This is a genomic window from Citrobacter sp. JUb117 (genome assembly GCF_024809055.1).
Lineage (GTDB): Bacteria > Pseudomonadota > Gammaproteobacteria > Enterobacterales > Enterobacteriaceae > Citrobacter > Citrobacter gillenii.
Genome location: NZ_JANUFB010000010.1, coordinates 37,549 through 54,191 on the forward strand (window position 1 = coordinate 37,549; position 16,643 = coordinate 54,191).

The 16,643-nt window shown below is 56.5% G+C and carries 16 protein-coding genes; 12 read left to right on the forward strand and 4 right to left on the reverse strand.

The window, feature by feature from the left end:
• Nucleotides 1-2 precede the first annotated feature (2 nt).
• The 4 genes from phnN (at nucleotide 3) to M2374_RS19625 (ending at nucleotide 1,998) form a co-directional block, all read left to right on the forward strand.
• On the forward strand, nucleotides 3-548 hold the full coding sequence (gene phnN, locus M2374_RS19610) for a ribose 1,5-bisphosphokinase (protein WP_096758664.1): 546 nt from the start codon (nucleotides 3-5) through the stop codon (nucleotides 546-548).
• 72 nt (nucleotides 549-620) lie between these two features.
• Nucleotides 621-1,379, forward strand: a complete 759-nt coding sequence (gene phnP / locus M2374_RS19615; RefSeq protein WP_181688554.1) for a phosphonate metabolism protein PhnP — start codon at nucleotides 621-623, stop codon at nucleotides 1,377-1,379.
• A gap of 83 nt (nucleotides 1,380-1,462) precedes the next feature.
• Complete coding sequence (locus tag M2374_RS19620; protein ID WP_006688247.1) at nucleotides 1,463-1,714, forward strand: type II toxin-antitoxin system Phd/YefM family antitoxin; 252 nt, start codon at nucleotides 1,463-1,465, stop codon at nucleotides 1,712-1,714.
• Nucleotides 1,711-1,998 carry a type II toxin-antitoxin system RelE/ParE family toxin gene (locus M2374_RS19625; protein WP_137399199.1) on the forward strand — a complete coding sequence of 96 codons (288 nt, stop codon included), beginning with the start codon at nucleotides 1,711-1,713 and terminating at the stop codon, nucleotides 1,996-1,998. The genes M2374_RS19620 and M2374_RS19625 overlap by 4 nt, the downstream gene beginning before the upstream one ends.
• Here the strand turns inward: M2374_RS19625 and yjdP are convergent.
• Nucleotides 1,995-2,324 (reverse strand): DDRRRQL repeat protein YjdP, encoded by a 330-nt coding sequence (yjdP, locus tag M2374_RS19630; RefSeq protein WP_181688555.1) that lies wholly within the window; start codon nucleotides 2,322-2,324, stop codon nucleotides 1,995-1,997. The two genes, M2374_RS19625 and yjdP, sit on opposite strands and share 4 nt — an antisense overlap.
• Before the next feature lie 68 nt (nucleotides 2,325-2,392).
• The gene (locus M2374_RS19635) at nucleotides 2,393-4,657 is read right to left on the reverse strand and encodes a hybrid sensor histidine kinase/response regulator (RefSeq protein ID WP_181688556.1); all 2,265 of its coding nucleotides are present in this window, start codon (nucleotides 4,655-4,657) and stop codon (nucleotides 2,393-2,395) included.
• A gap of 114 nt (nucleotides 4,658-4,771) precedes the next feature.
• Between M2374_RS19635 and M2374_RS19640 the strand changes: the two genes are divergently transcribed.
• The 6 genes from M2374_RS19640 (at nucleotide 4,772) to M2374_RS19665 (ending at nucleotide 10,993) form a co-directional block, all read left to right on the forward strand.
• Nucleotides 4,772-6,295, forward strand: coding sequence for a sugar ABC transporter ATP-binding protein (locus tag M2374_RS19640; protein ID WP_096758669.1), 1,524 nt, complete (start codon nucleotides 4,772-4,774; stop codon nucleotides 6,293-6,295).
• Nucleotides 6,288-7,283, forward strand: a complete 996-nt coding sequence (locus tag M2374_RS19645; RefSeq protein WP_096758670.1) for an ABC transporter permease subunit — start codon at nucleotides 6,288-6,290, stop codon at nucleotides 7,281-7,283. The genes M2374_RS19640 and M2374_RS19645 overlap by 8 nt, the downstream gene beginning before the upstream one ends.
• An 88-nt stretch (nucleotides 7,284-7,371) precedes the next feature.
• Nucleotides 7,372-8,313 carry an ABC transporter substrate-binding protein gene (locus tag M2374_RS19650; protein ID WP_096758671.1) on the forward strand — a complete coding sequence of 314 codons (942 nt, stop codon included), beginning with the start codon at nucleotides 7,372-7,374 and terminating at the stop codon, nucleotides 8,311-8,313.
• Between the two features lie 120 nt (nucleotides 8,314-8,433).
• Nucleotides 8,434-9,117, forward strand: a complete 684-nt coding sequence (locus tag M2374_RS19655; protein WP_115259680.1) for a D-lyxose/D-mannose family sugar isomerase — start codon at nucleotides 8,434-8,436, stop codon at nucleotides 9,115-9,117.
• Between the two features lie 14 nt (nucleotides 9,118-9,131).
• Nucleotides 9,132-9,992, forward strand: a complete 861-nt coding sequence (locus M2374_RS19660; protein ID WP_117343589.1) for a ketose 1,6-bisphosphate aldolase — start codon at nucleotides 9,132-9,134, stop codon at nucleotides 9,990-9,992.
• A complete protein-coding gene (locus M2374_RS19665) occupies nucleotides 9,989-10,993 on the forward strand; it encodes a carbohydrate kinase family protein (protein ID WP_117343590.1) in 1,005 nt (334 codons plus the stop codon). Before M2374_RS19660 ends, M2374_RS19665 begins: the two co-directional genes overlap by 4 nt.
• Before the next feature lie 87 nt (nucleotides 10,994-11,080).
• Here M2374_RS19665 and M2374_RS19670 read toward each other — a convergent pair whose 3' ends face one another.
• Nucleotides 11,081-11,812, reverse strand: a complete 732-nt coding sequence (locus M2374_RS19670; protein WP_181688557.1) for a response regulator — start codon at nucleotides 11,810-11,812, stop codon at nucleotides 11,081-11,083.
• A gap of 288 nt (nucleotides 11,813-12,100) precedes the next feature.
• On the opposite strand from M2374_RS19670, the gene fdhF reads away from it, so the two are divergent.
• Both fdhF and yjcO read left to right on the forward strand, forming a co-directional pair.
• Nucleotides 12,101-14,248: a formate dehydrogenase subunit alpha gene (gene fdhF / locus M2374_RS19675; RefSeq protein WP_115259684.1), complete on the forward strand. Its 2,148-nt coding sequence runs from the start codon at nucleotides 12,101-12,103 to the stop codon at nucleotides 14,246-14,248.
• A gap of 182 nt (nucleotides 14,249-14,430) precedes the next feature.
• Nucleotides 14,431-15,114, forward strand: coding sequence for a Sel1 family TPR-like repeat protein YjcO (gene yjcO, locus M2374_RS19680; protein ID WP_117343592.1), 684 nt, complete (start codon nucleotides 14,431-14,433; stop codon nucleotides 15,112-15,114).
• 81 nt (nucleotides 15,115-15,195) lie between these two features.
• Here yjcO and gltP read toward each other — a convergent pair whose 3' ends face one another.
• Nucleotides 15,196-16,506, reverse strand: coding sequence for a glutamate/aspartate:proton symporter GltP (gltP, locus tag M2374_RS19685; RefSeq protein WP_096758683.1), 1,311 nt, complete (start codon nucleotides 16,504-16,506; stop codon nucleotides 15,196-15,198).
• Nucleotides 16,507-16,643 lie beyond the last annotated feature (137 nt).

Below are 16,643 nucleotides of genomic sequence, written 5' to 3' on the forward strand. Positions count from 1 at the left end.
CTATGGGAAAACTGATCTGGCTGATGGGGCCGTCCGGCTCCGGTAAGGACAGCCTGCTGGCCGAACTCCGCCAGCAGGAACAGGCGCAACTGCTGGTGGCGCATCGTTACATTACCCGGGCCGCCAACGCCGGGAATGAAAACCATATTGCGCTGAGCGAACAGGAGTTTTTTACCCGCGCCGGACAGAACCTGCTGGCGCTGAGCTGGCATGCCAACGGCTTGTACTACGGCGTCGGCGTGGAGATTGACCTCTGGCTACACGCCGGGTTTGATGTGGTGGTAAACGGCTCCCGCGCCCATCTGCCACAGGCAAAATCACGCTACGGCGCGGCGCTGCTGCCGGTCTGTTTGCAGGTATCACAAGACGTGTTGCGCCAGCGCTTACTGGCGCGCGGGCGAGAAAATGAAACGGAGATTGTCGCCCGTCTTGAACGTGCAGCCCGCTATGCGCCAGAGGACTGCCATACGCTAAACAATGACGGTAGTCTGCTACAGTCAGTGAATACATTGCTCACACTGATGGGACGTAAGCATTCTTATGCCTGAGAGCGCACGGACCCGTAGGCCGGATAAGACGCCTGCGTCGCCATCCGGCTATACATGACCTGGGGAGCAACAATGAGCTTAACGATCACTTTAAGCGGCACTGGCGGCGCGCAGCTGGTGCCGGTTTTTGGCTGCGACTGCCGCGCCTGCCAGCGGGCGCGTTTACAGTCGCAATATCGCCGCCGCCCCTGCAGCGGCGTGGTCAAATTCAACCATACCGTGACGCTGCTCGACGCGGGGATCCCGCATCTGATGGACGACTGGCCCGCCGGCAGCTTCCGCCAGTTTCTGCTCACCCACTACCATATGGATCATGTGCAGGGACTGTTTCCGCTGCGCTGGGGCGTGGGGAAAACGATCCCGGTATATGGGCCGCCGGATGAACAGGGCTGCGACGATCTGTTTAAGCATCCCGGCATTCTCGACTTTAGCCACACCGTCGAACCGTTTGTGGTGTTTGATTTGCAGGGGTTACAGGTGACACCGCTGCCGCTCAACCACTCAAAGCTGACGTTTGGCTATCTGCTGGAAACCGCGTACAGCCGCGTGGCGTGGCTCTCTGATACCGCCGGGCTGCCCGACAAAACGCTGACGTTTCTGGGCAACAATCAGCCGCAGGCGATGATCATCGACTGTAGCCATGCCCCGCGCACGCAACCGCCGCGCAACCACTGCGATGTAAATACCGTGATTGCGCTCAATGACGTTATCCGCTGCCCACGGGTGATTCTGACCCACATCAGCCATCAGTTCGACGAGTGGCTAATGCATAATCCGCTACCGACAGGTATCGAAGCCGGGTATGACGGCATGGAGATTGTGCTGGATTAAGCGCTGACACTTCATAATAAGACTTGTTAACAGGTCTTTCCCATCCTATATTAAGACCAGTTAAATGGTCTTAAGGAGCGATTATGCCACATATCATTTTAAGCGACACCACCGCCAGCGTGAGTGAGCTAAAAAAGAACCCGATGGCGACTGTTAGCGCAGGGGATGGGTTTCCGGTCGCAATCCTGAACCGTAACCAGCCCGCCTTTTATTGTGTTCCCGCTGAGCTTTACGAAAAAATGCTTGATGCGCTGGACGATCAGCAACTGGTTAAATTAGTCCATGAACGGAGCCAACAGCCACTGGTGGATGTTGATCTGGACAGCTATTTATGAGTTATACGGTAAAGTTCAGGGAAGATGCGCTGAAAGAATGGCAAAAATTGGATAAAACCATTCAGCAGCAGTTTGCCAAAGAACTTAAGAAATGCGGTGAAAATCCGCATGTCCCCTCCGCGAAGCTCAGGGGAATAAAAGATTGCTATAAAATCCAACTACGCACTTCAAGGTTCCGTCTTGTTTATCAAGTTATTGACGACACCCTGGTCATCGCTGTCGTTGCCGTCGGTAAACGCGAGCGTAGTGAAGTTTATAATCTTGCCAGCGAAAGACTACGTTAACGATCGTAATCGTCTTCCATTCTACGTTCTTCATCTTCCAGCTGACGCCGTTCCTGATCGAGCCGACGCTGGCGGTCATCCAGCTGCCGACGGCGGTCTTCAAACTGGCGGCGACGATCGTCATATTGCCTGCGGCGATCGTCGCTTACCTGGCGTTGCCAGCTTTCGTCGCGCGAGTCGTCGTAATCCCGATTATTATCAGGCTTATAGGCATCGCTGACGGCGCATTGAATATTGCCAATGGCGTCATCAATAATATCCGCCTGCGCCGACACGGTAGTCAGCATCAGCAAACTGAAAAAAAAGATCGTCGGGGAGCGTGTCATAAACCAGCCTCAAAAAGAAACTCGCCCCACGGTAATCAAAGCGCTTGCTCACGAGTAGCGGAGGAATCTCAATTGCGCGAATGACGCAGCGCCTGCGCCAGCTCCCCGCGGGTAAACGGTTTTCGCAGTAGCGCCACCTCCGGCAGGGCCGGGTTGTGTGCCGGACGCAAATCCTGACCGCTGATCAGAAGGATGGCTAACTGCGGGTAATGCTTTAGCGCATGGTTAACCACATCCACGCCGCTTAATCCACCGGGCAGCATGAGGTCGCTGATCAGAATGTCGATCTCTGAAGATGCGGCAAGCAAGTGCATCGCCTGCTCGCCGTTGGCGGCCTCCAGCGTCAGATAACCCAGTAGGTGGAGCTGCTCACACAACGTCTGGCGCACATCGGCCTCATCTTCGAGCACCAACACCAGTTTCTCACCGCTGTTCGCCGCATGTTCCACCACAGGGATGTCCTGAGGCTGCACCGGCACAATGGCGCGCGGAAGCTGTAACCGGACCGTGGTCCCTTGCCCCGGCGCGCTCTCAATTTCCACCCGACCACCAGACTGACGCACAAAACCGTATACCATCGACAGCCCCAGTCCGCTGCCGCTGCCGGTCTGTTTGGTGGTGAAGAACGGTTCAAAGACCTGCGCTTTGATCTCCTGCGACATCCCACAGCCCTGGTCGGCCACCTCCAGCATCACCATGTCCTGCTTACGTCCGTCGCTGCGCGTGACCCGCTGATTCCAGCTGCGAATTTTAATCGTACCCGCCTGCCCGTCCATCGCATCACGGGCGTTCATCACCAGATTAATAATGGCGTTTTCCAGCTGGCTGACGTCGATCCACGCCGGCCAGGCGGGTGACTGCGCTTCAATCTCCAGCGTCAGCGTCGCCGGTAGCGAATGGCGCATCAGCTCCCCCAGGTTCTCCAGCAACGTTTTCAGCTCCACCGCATGTGGGTGCAACGATTGCTTGCGCGAAAAAGCCAGCAGTCGCTGGGTCAGTAGCGCCCCGCGCTCGGCGGCTTTTAGCGCCCGGTTGATGCGTGGCGCATCGGGCGAGTCCGGACTGACCAAATCCAGGCTGCCAATAATCACTGCCAGCAAGTTATTGAAATCATGCGCTAATCCACCCGTTAACTGCCCCACCGCCTTCAGCTTTTGGCTGTGCAGTAACGCTTCTTCCAGCCCCTGACGCTCGGTGCGGTCGATTTCCATCTGCGTCGTTTTTTCTTTCAGCAGCCGAGTGGTGTGTTCAAGCGACGCCGTATTGCGGGCAAACACGCTAAAGGCGCGCGCCAGCTCTCCCAGCTCATCGCGCCGCTGCAGGGCCGGCACGCTGACGTCCGATTCGCCATGCGCCAGCCGGGTCATCGCCCGCGAGATAGCCGTCAGGTTCGAGCCTAAGTTGCGGTAGATATACCAGCCGGCAAAGCCGGTGATCACCACCGCCAGCAGCGCAAAAATCATGATAAACAGCACGCCGGACTGCAGTTCCTGATGGCTTTGCGCCACCCGCTGCTCGGAGATACTCGCCACCTGTGAGACATACTGGTTGATATCGCTGTTGAGGATCGCCACCAGCGCTTTGATATGGAACATATACCAGCTGATCGCCAGATCACTCTGCTCCAGCGCGGACGAAAGCGGCTCCAGCTTATGCAGTTCCAGGTTGAAGTCGCTAAGAATACGACTCACCAACTGGCTGGGGTTTTGCAGAACAAGCGCGGGCATCACGCCGCCCAACTGTTTAATTACCGAACGCGGCGTCGGCGTTTCAATAGCGGCAACGATCAGGCGGTCCATCTGCCTCAGCAGCGCGTCATCCTGCGCGCCGGTGAGTTTTTGCAGATGGCGTAAATAACTTTGATTCTGGTACAACGAACTGAGCAGAGCATTACGTTCCAGATGCCGCAACTGCCCGCGCTGCAGCATGCCTTCCACACTGCTTTGCAGTTCGTTACTGCGCTGGATAATGCGCTCGACCAGCCCCGGTTCCTGCTGCGCCAGCGGGGCGCTGGCCAGCTGTTCCAGCGAATGCTTGAGCGCGCGCTGGGTCTCCTGTAGCCGTTCCGCTTCACCTTTGTATTCCAGCGCCCCCACGACCTGTGAGAGCCGCACCGCCGCCGTCGCGACGTTCGCCGTGTCGCGCGCCAGATTCATGCTGCCGGTCATGTCATCAACGGTTTGCTGTTGCACCTGTTCCTGGATCTGGCTGGCGTGCTGAAACCCCAGCACCGCCACCCCGCTGACCATCAGCGTGACCGCCACCACCAGCAGATTGAAGAACAGCAATCGCCCGCGCGCACTGGCGAAAAAGTGACGTCCGGGTTGCGGCATATCACGCTCCATGAAGAAAAATCGCAATATGACAAATATGAACGGCTTCTGACATTTTGCATTTACATTCCTGTGATGGACTGCTGATATCGGCCACCCCGCAGGAGATCCGTTATGAGCAAGACACCGGTTCTGGAGATGCGCAACATTGCCAAAGCATTCGGCAAATTTTACGCGCTGAAAGGGGTCGATTTAACGGTGTGGTCCGGCGAAATCCACGCCCTGATGGGTGAAAACGGCGCCGGGAAAAGCACCCTGATGAAGATCCTCGCCGGGGCCTATACCGCCACCAGCGGTGAGATCTTAATTGACGGTCAGCCCTTTCATATTCGCGGACCCAAGGATGCGCTGAGCGCTGGCATCACGCTGATTTATCAGGAGATGCAGCTCGCGCCAAATCTGACGGTAGCGGAAAATATCTTTCTTGGCAGCGAACTGTCGCGCGGTGGTTTGGTACAGCGCAAAGAGATGGTGATGCAGGCGCAAAAGGTCATCGACCGGCTCGGGGCACAATTTAAGGCCAGCGATCGGGTCATGACGCTGACCATCGCCGAGCAGCAGCAGGTCGAAATCGCCCGCGCCCTGCACCGTAACAGCCGCATCCTGGTCATGGATGAACCCACCGCCGCCCTCTCTTCACGTGAAACCCACCGCCTGTTTGAGCTGATCATGCGCCTGCGTGATGAGGGGATGGCGATTATCTACATCAGCCACCGCATGGCGGAAGTGTATGAACTTTCGGATCGCGTCAGCGTGTTGCGCGACGGGCAGTACGTCGGCAGCCTGACCCGCGACAAGCTTAACGCCTCTGAACTGGTGCGCATGATGGTCGGCCGCCCGTTAAGCGATCTGTTCAACAAAGAACGCGATATCCCTTTAGGCAAGGCGCGCCTGAACGTGCATCACCTGACCGATGGCAACAAAGTCCAGCCGTGCAGTTTACTGGTGCGTTCCGGGGAGATTGTCGGCCTGGCCGGGCTGGTCGGCGCCGGTCGCTCCGAGTTGGCACAGCTGATTTTTGGCGTGCGCAAAGCCATCAGCGGCATGATTGAAGTCGACGGCGAGCCGGTGGTGATCCACTCCCCGCGTGAGGCCATCGATCACGGTATCGGCTTTCTGACCGAGAACCGCAAAGAACAGGGGCTGTTTTTAGAGCTGGCGGCGGCTGAAAACATCACCATGGCCACGCTGGAGCGTGACGCCAACTGGGGCATGCTGAACCGCAAAAAAGCGCAGACCATCTCCGATGACGCCATTCAGTTGCTCAACATCCGCGTACCCCACGCGCAGGTCCGCGCGGGCGGACTGTCCGGCGGCAATCAGCAAAAATTACTTATCTCTCGCTGGGTCGCGATTGGCCCACGCATTTTGATCCTCGACGAACCCACGCGCGGCGTGGACGTCGGCGCCAAAAGCGAGATCTACCGGATCATGAACGAAATGGCGCGCAAAGGTGTGGCGATCTTAATGATCTCCAGCGAACTGCCGGAAGTGGTCGGCATGAGTGACCGGGTGTACGTGATGCGCGAAGGCAGTATTGCCGGTGAGCTGAACGGACAAAGCATTACTCAGGAAAATATTATGACGCTGGCAACCGGCGTGAACGACTCCCATCATCAGGCGGTGTCCCATGAATAATCCAACCCCTTCCCAGCCGGTGGCCAAATCCGCTTCCGCGAAAAAAATGTTGATGGGCGATCTGATGCAAACGGTCGGTATCTTGCCCATTTTAATCCTGATTGTGGCGGTATTTGGTTTTATCGCACCCAACTTTTTTACCGAAAGTAACCTGCTCAACATCACCCGTCAGGCGTCGATCAACATCGTGCTGGCAGCGGGGATGACCTTCATCATTCTCACCGGTGGGATCGACCTTTCCGTCGGTTCCATTCTCGGCACCACCGCGGTGGCGGCGATGGTCGTGTCGCTGATCCCGGAGCTGGCAATGTTGTCGATTCCGGCGGCATTGATGCTTGGCCTGGCACTGGGGCTGTTTAACGGCGCACTGGTCGCCTTTGCCGGACTGCCACCGTTTATCGTCACCCTTGGCACCTATACCGCGCTGCGCGGCGCGGCTTACCTGCTGGCGGACGGCACCACGGTTATCAACTCCAATATCAGCTTCGAGTGGATCGGTAACAACTACCTCGGGCCGATCCCGTGGCTGGTGGTGATTGCGTTGGCGGTCATTGCGGTGTGCTGGTTCATTCTGCGTCGCACCACGTTAGGCGTTCATATTTACGCGGTGGGCGGCAACATGCAGGCCGCACGGTTAACCGGTATCAAAGTGTGGCTGGTGCTGCTGTTCGTCTACGGCATGAGCGGGCTGCTTTCCGGCCTCGGCGGGGTGATGAGCGCCTCGCGACTGTACAGCGCCAACGGCAACTTGGGCATGGGCTATGAGCTGGACGCCATCGCCGCGGTGATCCTCGGCGGCACCAGTTTTGTCGGCGGGATCGGCACCATCACCGGCACGCTGGTGGGGGCGTTGATTATCGCTACGCTCAATAACGGCATGACGCTAATGGGCGTGTCTTATTTCTGGCAACTGGTGATCAAAGGGGCGGTGATCATCATAGCGGTGCTAATCGACAAATACCGTACCCGACACCATCAAAGTGCATAGACAAGCTTACTGGCCTACATATTCGTAGGCCTGATAAGCGCAGCGCCATCAGGCGTATAACAACAATACCCTACGTGAGGAAACGAGTATGCGTTTGAAGCCATTAGTTACCGCGCTCTGTGCTGGCGCACTGCTTGCCGCGACGCCGTATGTGCAGGCAAAAGAACTGAAATCCATCGGCGTAACGGTCGGCGATCTTGCCAACCCGTTCTTTGTGCAGATAACCAAAGGTGCAGAGCTGGAAGCGCGCAAGCTGGCGGGGGATAACGTCAAAGTGACGCTGGTGTCCAGCGGCTACGATCTCGGTCAACAGGTGTCGCAGATAGACAACTTTATTGCCGCTAAAGTCGACATGATCATTCTTAACGCGGCAGATTCCAAAGGCATCGGCCCGGCGGTAAAACGGGCGAAAGACGCGGGAATTGTGGTCGTCGCCGTTGACGTGGCAGCGGAAGGCGCTGACGCCACCATCACCTCCGACAACACCCAGGCCGGCGAAATGGCCTGTAAATACATCACCGACCGCCTGAAAGGGAAAGGCAACGTCGTTATCATCAACGGGCCGCCGGTTTCCGCCGTGCAGAACCGCGTAGAAGGCTGCCAGACCGAGTTCAAACGCCACCCGGACATCAAGGTGCTGTCGCATAATCAGAACGCGAAGGGCAGCCGTGAAGGCGGGCTGGAGATCATGACCGCTCTGCTGGCGGCCAATCCGAAGATCGACGGCGTGTTCGCCATTAACGATCCGACAGCGATCGGGGCCGATCTGGCTGCAAAACAGGCGCAGCGTAGTGAATTCTTTATTGTCGGCGTCGACGGATCGCCGGACGGCGAAGAGGCGCTGAAGCGGGAAAACTCATTATTTGTGGCGACCCCGGCACAAGATCCGCAGGTGATGGCAGCCAAAGCGGTCGAAATCGGCTATGACATATTGCAGGGTAAACCCGCGCCGAAAGAGCCCGTGCTGATCCCGGTGACGATGATCGATAAGAACAACGTCGGCAGCTATAAGGGTTGGACGGTGAAATAAGTCGCCACAACAACGCCGGATGGCGGCAAAAATGCCTTATCCGGCCTACAAGATCGCTATGAATTTGTAGGCCGGATAAGCGCAGCGCCATCCGGCATTATATTAAGGAGAATTCTGTCCATGAAACGCTCCGCAATAAATGAGATTCTGGGTCACACGCGCCAGTTTTTTTCCTTGCACGACGTGCATCTCCCACCCTTCGCCAGCTTCCCACCCACCCAATGGCGCAAACTCGACGCCGGAGCCTGGAGTGAAGTCTTTGACCTCAAACTCGGCTGGGACGTCACCGCATTCGGCGGTGATAACTTTGCCGCCCTGGGCTTAACGCTGTTTACCCTGCGTAATGGTTCACCAAAAGGCATGCCCTATGAGAAATGCTACGCCGAAAAAATCATGCACGTCCGCGATGGCCAGGTGACACCCATGCATTTTCACTGGCGCAAACGCGAAGACATTATCAATCGCGGCGGCGGTAATTTGATTGTGGAACTGTGGAACGCCGGAGTCAGAGAACAAACGGAAGACAGCGACGTCAGCGTAGTGATTGACGGCTGCCGGCAAACGCACGCAGCGGGCAGCCAGCTGCGCCTGACGCCAGGGGAAAGCATCTGCCTGACGCCCGGTCTGTATCATAGCTTCTGGGCCGAAGAAGGGTTTGGCGACGTGCTGGTTGGCGAAGTTTCTTCGGTTAACGACGACGATCACGATAACCATTTCCTGCAACCCATCGCCCGCTATAACGACATTGAAGAAGACGAACCGGCGCTGCTGGTGTTGTGTAACGAATATCGCCTGTTCCGCTAACCAAGGAGCGCATTATGCCGTTGATTTCCCTCGCCGATGGCCTCGCCCATGCCCGCGAGCACCGCTATGCCTTAGGCGCGTTTAACGTTCTGGATTCGCACTTCCTGCGTGCGCTGTTTGCCGCCGCGAAGCAGGAACGATCGCCATTTATTATCAACATTGCCGAAGTGCATTTTAAATATATCTCGCTGGATTCTCTGGTCGAAGCGGTAAAGTTCGAAGCCGCACGCCATGACATTCCGGTGGTGCTTAACCTAGATCACGGCCTGCATTTTGAGTCGGTGGTGCGGGCGCTGCGCTTAGGCTTCAGCTCGGTGATGTTCGATGGTTCTACGCTGGAGTACGAGGAGAATATTCGCCAGACCCGCGAGGTGGTGAAGATGTGCCACGCCGTCGGCGTGTCGGTGGAAGCAGAGCTGGGGGCCGTCGGCGGCGATGAAGGCGGAGCGCTGTACGGCCATGCCGACGAGTCGCTGTTTACCGACCCGATGCTGGCACGGGATTTCGTCGACAGAACCGGCATTGATGCCTTAGCCGTCGCCATTGGCAATGCCCACGGCAAGTACAAAGGCGACCCCAAACTCGACTTCCCGCGGCTGGACGCCATTCGACAGCAGGCGGCAATCCCGCTGGTACTGCACGGCGGCTCCGGCATTAGCGACGACGATTTCCGTCGCGCCATCGAGCTTGGCATCCACAAAATCAACTTCTATACCGGTATGTCACAGGCGGCGCTGGCGGCGGTGGAGTCGCGGATGAACAACCGCCAGCCGCTGTACGACGAATTTGCTGAGCTGCTGTTGGGTATCGAAGAGGCCATTACCGATACCGTCTCCGAACAGATGCGCATCTTTGGCAGCGCGGGGCAGGCCTGATGGAACGCAGAGGCATTATCGCCGCAGGCAACATGCTGGTCGATCATGTGCATCAAATTGTGCAGTGGCCGGAATGCGGTTGGCTGGCGGAGATCACCCACAGCGAACGCGCTACCGGCGGTGCGCCTCTGAACGTGCTGCTGACGCTGGCGAAAATGCACACCGGGCTGCCGCTGCAGGCGGTGGGATTGATCGGTCAGGACAGCGATGGCGACTACATTATGGCGATGCTCGAGCAGTATCACGTGAATCGCCAGCACGTGCAGCGCACCACGTCCGCCCCCACCTCGATGTCGCAGGTGATGACCGACCCGAGCGGCCAGCGCACTTTTTTTCATTCTCCCGGCGCAAACCGGCTGCTGGATCTTCCCGCCTTTGAGCAGCTTGATAGCACGATGAAAATTTTCCATCTCGGCTATCTGCTGCTGCTCGACAGCCTGGACAAGCCGGATGATACCTTTGGCACGCGCAGCGCTCGGCTACTGGCGCAAATGCGCGATAACGGGTTTGAAACATCGCTGGACCTGGTGTCGCGCAAGGGCGATCCGCGCTATCAGCCGCTGGTAATGCCAGCGCTCCGTCATCTCGATTATCTGGTGATCAACGAGCTGGAGGCCGGGGAATTCAGCGGGCTGGCGATCCGCCAGCCTAACGGTGAGCTGCATATCCCGCACATCGCCAGCGCTGCACGTGAGCTGCTGGACGCGGGCGTGCGCCAGCGGGTGGTGATCCACTGCCCGGAAGGCGCCTGGGGCGAAACGCCGGATCGAGACGGCACATGGATCCCTTCGCAGTATCTGGCGCAGGAGGAGATCGTCGGCAGCGTCGGTGCGGGGGATGCATTTTGCGCCGGATTTTTGTACGGCTGCCATGAGCACTGGTCGCTGGAAGGGAGTATCCGGCTGGCGCACGCCTGCGCGCGGGCCAGTTTGCTGTGCGCCAATGCCATCGACGGCGCGAAAACGCTGGCAGAGTTAAAAGCTGGGATGGCTGATGCCTGATGCGCTGCGCTTATCAGGCCTACGTAGCCATTATCGCTTTTGTAGGCTGGATAAGGCGTTTACGCCGCATCCGGCAACTGCACACGATCACGCCGCTTTTTCGTGATGCTGGACGTCAGCGGCAAACACGTATCCCAACCCGCGCAGGGTTTTAATCAGCATAGGCTGATGCGGGTTGGCTTCTATTTTGCGCCGCAGTCGCATGATTAACACGTCGATGGTGCGATCAAACACCTCGACGCTATCGCTGCGCGTCAGTTCCAGCAGCTGCTCGCGGCTCAGCACCCGCCGGGCATTTTGTGCCAACGCCAGCAGCAGGCTGTATTCACCCTGCGTCAGGTCGACTTTCAACTGCTGGGGATTACGCAACTGGCAGCCCGCGGTATCCAGATGCCAGCCATTAAAGGAAAGCCCGGTGGTTTGCGCACCCGAGCCTTCAGGCGTGAGCACGCCTACGCGTCTGAGCACCGCCTTCACCCGCGCCACCAGCACCCGCGCATTGAACGGTTTACCGATGTAATCATCAGCGCCCATTTCCAGCCCGACCACCACATCCGACTCACTGCCCATTCCTGTGAGCATCACTACCGGCAGGCCCGGCCTCATCTTTTGCACCTGTTGCAGCACCATCAGGCCGTTGGTGTCGGGCAGCACCATATCCAGTAAAACCAGCGCAATATCCGGCTGAGTCTCAATGCAGCGCAACGCCGCCTGTCCGGAATGACAGGCCGTCACGGCAAAGACGTGTTCGCTCAGCACATCCTCCAGGAGTGCGCAGATTGTTACGTCATCATCCACAACCAGTATCGCCGGCTTCATTGTTTTTCCCCATCTCGCGCCAACTCAAATGAGTGTGAATGATTCTGCACAGAGTGACAGCGATAAGGCACAAGGACGTGCGGGAAACATAGCCCCGGTCACACTGCCGGGCCGTCACACTTGTAGGATTCGTCACGTCAAATATGACGACAGCCTGTTTTTCGTCAGGGTTTTGCGCAAATGATGCCCGTATTATCGGCCAATGCCCCTGCTAAAAACATGGCATAAAAGATGCATAACAAAAACGACAAGCGCGTATGCGCGATTTGATTAACTGGAGCGAGACCGATGAAAAAAGTCGTCACGGTTTGCCCATATTGCGCATCAGGTTGCAAAATCAACCTGGTGGTCGATAACGGCAAAATCGTCCGGGCTGAGGCGGCGCAGGGGAAAACCAACCAGGGTACCCTGTGTCTGAAGGGCTATTATGGCTGGGATTTTATCAACGATACCCAGATCCTAACCCCTCGCCTGAAAACCCCAATGATCCGTCGCCAACGTGGCGGCAAACTGGAATCTGTTTCCTGGGATGAAGCGCTGGATTACGTGGCAACTCGCCTGAGCGCCATCAAAGCGAAGTATGGCCCGGATGCTATTCAGACGACCGGTTCATCTCGCGGAACGGGTAATGAAACCAACTATGTAATGCAAAAATTCGCACGCGCCGTTATTGGTACCAATAACGTTGACTGCTGCGCTCGCGTCTGACACGGCCCTTCGGTTGCAGGTCTGCACCAATCGGTCGGTAACGGCGCAATGAGTAATGCGATTAACGAAATTGATAACACCGATTTAGTGTTTATTTTCGGGTACAACCCGGCGGATTCCCACCCTATCGTGGCGAATCACGTGATTAACGCTAAACGTAACGGGGCGAAAATTATCGTCTGCGATCCGCGCAAAATTGAAACCGCGCGCATTGCCGACATGCACATAGCGTTAAGAAACGGCTCGAATATCGCGCTGCTCAACGCTATGGGTCATGTCATCATCGAAGAAAAACTGTACGACCAGGCGTTCGTGGCCTCACGTACGGAAGGCTTCGAAGAGTACAGCAAGATTGTCGAAGGCTATACGCCGGAGTCCGTCGAAGACATTACTGGCGTGAGCGCGCAGGAAATTCGTCAGGCTGCGCGTATGTATGCATCGGCAAAAAGCGCGGCTATCCTGTGGGGCATGGGCGTGACCCAGTTCTATCAGGGCGTGGAAACCGTGCGTTCACTGACCAGCCTCGCCATGCTGACCGGCAACCTCGGTAAGCCAAGCGTGGGCGTTAACCCGGTTCGTGGCCAGAACAACGTTCAGGGCGCGTGCGACATGGGTGCGCTGCCGGATACCTATCCGGGCTATCAGTACGTTAAGTTCCCGGAAAACCGCGAGAAGTTTGCTAAAGCCTGGGGCGTAGAAAGCCTGCCTGCCCATACCGGCTACCGCATCAGCGAGCTGCCGCACCGTGCGGCGCATGGCGAAGTGCGCGCGGCGTACATTATGGGTGAAGATCCATTACAGACCGATGCTGAACTGTCCGCAGTGCGCAAAGGTTTTGCGGATCTGGAACTGGTCATCGTGCAGGATATCTTCATGACCAAAACCGCCGCTGCCGCAGACGTTATTTTACCGTCTACGTCATGGGGTGAGCATGAAGGCGTCTACTCTGCGGCTGACCGTGGCTTCCAGCGCTTCTTTAAAGCGGTTGAGCCGAAGTGGGATCTGAAAACGGACTGGCAGATTATCAGTGAAATTGCTACCCGTATGGGCTACCCGATGCACTACAACAACACCCAGGAAATCTGGGATGAGTTGCGCGGCCTGTGCCCGGATTTCTACGGCGCCACCTACGAGAAGATGGGCGAACTGGGCTATATCCAGTGGCCTTGTCGCGACACCTCGGATGCCGATCAGGGCACGTCTTACCTCTTCAAAGAGAAGTTTGACACCCCGAACGGTCTGGCACAGTTCTTTACCTGCGACTGGGTTGCGCCAATCGACAAGCTGACCGACGAGTACCCGATGGTCCTGTCGACGGTGCGCGAAGTCGGCCACTACTCTTGCCGTTCAATGACCGGCAACTGTGCGGCGCTGGCGGCATTAGCGGATGAACCGGGCTACGCCCAGATCAACACCGCCGATGCTGAACGTCTGGGTATTCAGGATGAAGAGCTGGTGTGGGTTAACTCGCGCAAAGGTCGTGTCATCACGCGTGCAGCAGTCAGCGATCGTCCGAACAAAGGCGCGATTTACATGACCTACCAGTGGTGGATTGGGGCCTGTAATGAACTGGTCACCGAGAACCTGAGTCCGATTACCAAAACGCCAGAGTACAAGTACTGTGCCGTCAACGTTGAGCGCATTGCCGATCAGCGTGCTGCCGAGCAGTATGTGATTGATGAGTACACCAAGCTGAAAGCCAGTCTGCGCGAAAGCGCGATGGGCTGATCTGCCGGATGGCGGCATGAATGCCTTATCCGGCCTACGACCTGTTTCCACTGTAGGCCTGATAAGATGCGTTGGCATCGCCATCAGGCATTTTCCTTACAACGGTCTCCATTCGGAGGCCGTTTTTTTATGCAAATAATCTCTCTATACTGTTCGTTCCCTACTCTAAATCTAAAAATAAGATGAAACGACTTTTCGCCTTGATGGTGTTATTGACATGTTTTGCCCATGCCGAAGAACCAGGTAGCCAGTTCCTGAAGGCCGCAGAGGCTGGAGACAGACGCGCACAATACTTTCTCGCCGATACCTGGTTTAGTTCAGGCGATTTGAGTAAAGCCGAATACTGGGCGCAAAAGGCTGCCGACAATGGCGATTCGGACGCCTGGGCTCTGTTGGCACAAATTAAAATTACCAATCCAGTCAGTCTGGATTATCCGCAAGCCAAAACGCTGGCTGAAAAAGCGGCCCAGGCGGGCAGTAAGAGCGGCGAAATTACACTGGCACGCATCCTGGTCAATACCCAGGCGGGGCATACCGATTACCCCAAAGCCATTACGCTGTTACAAAACGCCTCGGAGAATCTGGAGAGCGACTCAGCCGTTGATGCGCAGATGCTGCTCGGCCTGATTTACGCCAACGGCGTAGGCATTCCCGCAGACGATGACAAAGCCACCTGGTATTTCAAACGCAGCTCGGCCATTTCGCGTACCGGGTATTCCGAGTACTGGGCCGGGATGATGTTCTTAAACGGTGAGCAGGGTTTTATTGAAAAGAATAAACAGAAGGCGCTGCACTGGTTGAATCTGAGCTGTACGGAAGGGTTTGATACCGGCTGCGAAGAGTTTGATAAGTTAACGAACGGGTAGTGAAGGTGGATTGCCTGATAAGCATAGCGCCATCCGGCAATCCAGAGCGGGTTGCCGGATGGCGGCGTTGCCTTATCCGGCCTACACGGCGGTCTTATCAAATTTGCCCAATACTTCGCGCTCATAGGCCAGCGCTTTTTTACGGTCAAATTTGTGTTCCCACTTGGCGATAACCAGTACCGCCAACGCGTTACCCACCACGTTCAGCGCAGTACGCGCCATGTCGAGGATACGGTCAACACCGGCGATAAATGCCAGACCTTCCAGCGGAATACCCACGCTACCCAGCGTAGCCAACAACACCACAAACGACACGCCCGGCACACCCGCGATCCCTTTCGAGGTCACCATCAGCGTCAGCACCAGTACGATTTCCTGCCACAACGACAGGTCAATGCCGTACAGCTGGGCGATAAAAATCGCGGCGATACTCTGGTACAGCGTCGAACCGTCAAGGTTGAACGAATACCCGGTCGGCACCACAAAACTGGTGATGGAGGCCGGTGCGCCATAGGCTTCCATCTTCTCAATGATACGCGGCAGTACGCTCTCAGAGCTGGCGGTAGAGTAGGCCAGAATCAGTTCGTCTTTCAGGATACGAATCAGGATCCAGATGCTCAAACCGCACACGCGCGCCACGATACCGAGCACCACCAGCGCGAAGAACAGGATGGCGAAATGCACCAGCAGCACCAGCTTCGCCAGCGGCCACAGGGAGGCAAAACCGAAGTTCGCCACGGTGACGGCGATCAGCGCAAAGACACCGACCGGCGCATAACGCATCACCATGTGCGTCACTTTAAACATCGTTTCAGAGATGGAACGGAACACGGTCACCAGCGGTTCGCGGTGAGTGGCCGGCAGTGAAGACAGGCCCAGACCAAACAGCACCGAGAAGAAGATAATCGGCAGCATGTCACCTTTCGCCATCGACGCAACGATGTTGGTCGGCACCAGTGACAAAATCGTACCCATCAGGCCATGCGCGTGGCTCTGCACTTCTGCGGTTGTACTTTGATATTTCGAAATATCCACGGTCGCCAGCTGCGACATATCGACACCGGTACCAGGCTGGAACACATTCGCCAGCGTGATGCCGAGGATAATTGCCACGGTGGTGATCACTTCGAAATAGATAATGGTTTTGGCGCCAATACGACCCAGCTGTTTGGCATCACCGACCCCGGCAATACCGACGATCAACGTGGAGATAACTATCGGCACAACAATCATTTTGATCAGGTGGATAAAGATATCCCCTGCCGGAGACAGCAGGTTAACTACCAGCCATTCGCGGCTGTCACTGTGATAATGCAGGTAACTCCCCAGCAAAATGCCCAGCACCATGGCGATCAAAATCTGCCAGGCCAGGCTGACTTTCAAATTTTTCATAACAACGGACTTCCTCGATGGAGCGCTATTTCACATATAACCTATGGGAATAGTACATACTGAAAGGGTATGAATTGTGTTGCGTTCGTTTATGGAATTTTTTAACGCTTATTATCATTATCATTTGCATGGCATTC